The sequence below is a fragment of the Pseudoalteromonas luteoviolacea S2607 genome (genome assembly GCF_001625575.1).
Taxonomy (GTDB): domain Bacteria; phylum Pseudomonadota; class Gammaproteobacteria; order Enterobacterales; family Alteromonadaceae; genus Pseudoalteromonas; species Pseudoalteromonas luteoviolacea_E.
Map to the genome: position 1 here is coordinate 1 of NZ_AUXV01000053.1, position 1,626 is coordinate 1,626.

Annotated in this window: 1 protein-coding gene; it reads right to left on the minus strand. The window is 46.4% G+C overall.

Annotation, left to right across the window (positions count from 1 at the left end):
* Nucleotides 1-1,614 (minus strand): AMP-binding protein (locus N480_RS17075; protein WP_231102277.1); only part of this gene is annotated, 1,614 nt, incomplete at its 3' end.
* Nucleotides 1,615-1,626: the final 12 nt, after the last annotated feature.

Consider the following 1,626-nt stretch of genomic DNA (forward strand, 5'->3'; position numbering starts at 1 on the left):
ACCCTGCTCGCTCACATAAAGGGTTCGTAACACTTCATGGCGCGATAAAATGGTGTGGAACACCGCTTTGACTGTCTCGAGCTGTAAATCCCCTTCGACCTCAAACGCCATGGGCATATTATACTCGGGTGAGCCACCTTGTAAGTTGTCTATAAACCACAGCCTTTGCTGTGCAAATGAGACAGGCAGCTGGTCATTTTCTCGCGCCACGGCCACCAAAGGAGGGTAAACAGATACGTGCTGGCCCTGCTCTATTACCGCTGCTAAATCTCGAAGACAGGGCGTTTCAAAAATGGTGTGTACTGGCACGTCTATTTCAAAATGTGCGCGAATATCAGATACCAATCTCACTGACAGCAACGAGTGCCCCCCGAGATTGAAGAAATTCGCCGCCGCACTGATGGTATCCGCATCCATATTCAGCAGTTCAGCCCAAATGCCTGCCAAGGTCTGTTCAGTGTTTGTTGACGGCGCTTCATATGTCCCCTGTAAGGCACTGCCATCTGGTATCGGCAGCGCTTTTCTGTCCACTTTACCGTTAGGCGTCAGTGGCCAATCCCCAACCATCATAAACGTATTCGGCACCATATACTCTGGTAGTCGCTGTGCTAATTGCGCTCTTATGGTATCTATATAGTCTGCATCATCGATCTCGGTTTGCAACTCACTAGGTTTAACATAGCCCACTAATTGTAGGCTGCCAGCGACCGTCGTTGCCACTACTAGTGCAGTCTCTACGAGCGTTAACTCGAGTAGCTGATTTTCTACCTCACCTAATTCAATTCTAAAGCCCCGAATTTTTACTTGATTGTCAATTCGCCCGATGAATTCAATCTCTCCACAAGGCAAGTAGCGCACCAAATCTCCTGTACTATACAATCGCATCGGACTATCAGGGTTTTGCTCTTCGTAAAATGGGTTGTCTATAAAGCGTTCAGCCGTAAGCTCCGGCTTATTCAAATAGCCACGAGCCAACCCAGCGCCACCAATATATAATTCACCAACGCTCCCTTTCGGGCTCAGCGCACCTGAATGGTCCACGATAAAGGCGGCGCAATTATCAATCACTTTACCTATCGTAATACGATCTGTAAGAACCTTCACTGTTGATGTGGTCGCAACGTGCGTTTCTGTTGGACCATAATGATTATGTATTTGGCAGTTCGGGTTGTGAGTCAAAAACTCGATGAGATTGTGCGTTTTCTCTAATTTGTCGCCTGCACAGATAATTTCCGTTAACGCCTCAAGCGTTTTGTCATCACTTTTAATCCACTCCATCGTCATGAGTTCAAAGACTGCTGGCGGTATATATAACCTTTGAATTCCTTGCGAGCAGATCAGCGTAGCTAACTCATTCAGATTACTCTTCTGTAATTCTGAAATTTGCACTAACGTCGCTCCAGAGTAAAAACATGAGAATATTTCCTGCACCGAAACATCAAACGTGAAAGGAGTAAACTGCAGTGTCTTCAGAGGTTTGCTTTTATCAACAGTGCTATATATTAAGTTTGAAATAGTTTTGTGGACCTGACATACCCCTTTGGGCTGCCCAGTTGACCCCGAGGTGTATATGACATAGGCAAGATTAGTCGCCCGTACCCCAGTATCTGTCACGCACAAGTTCTC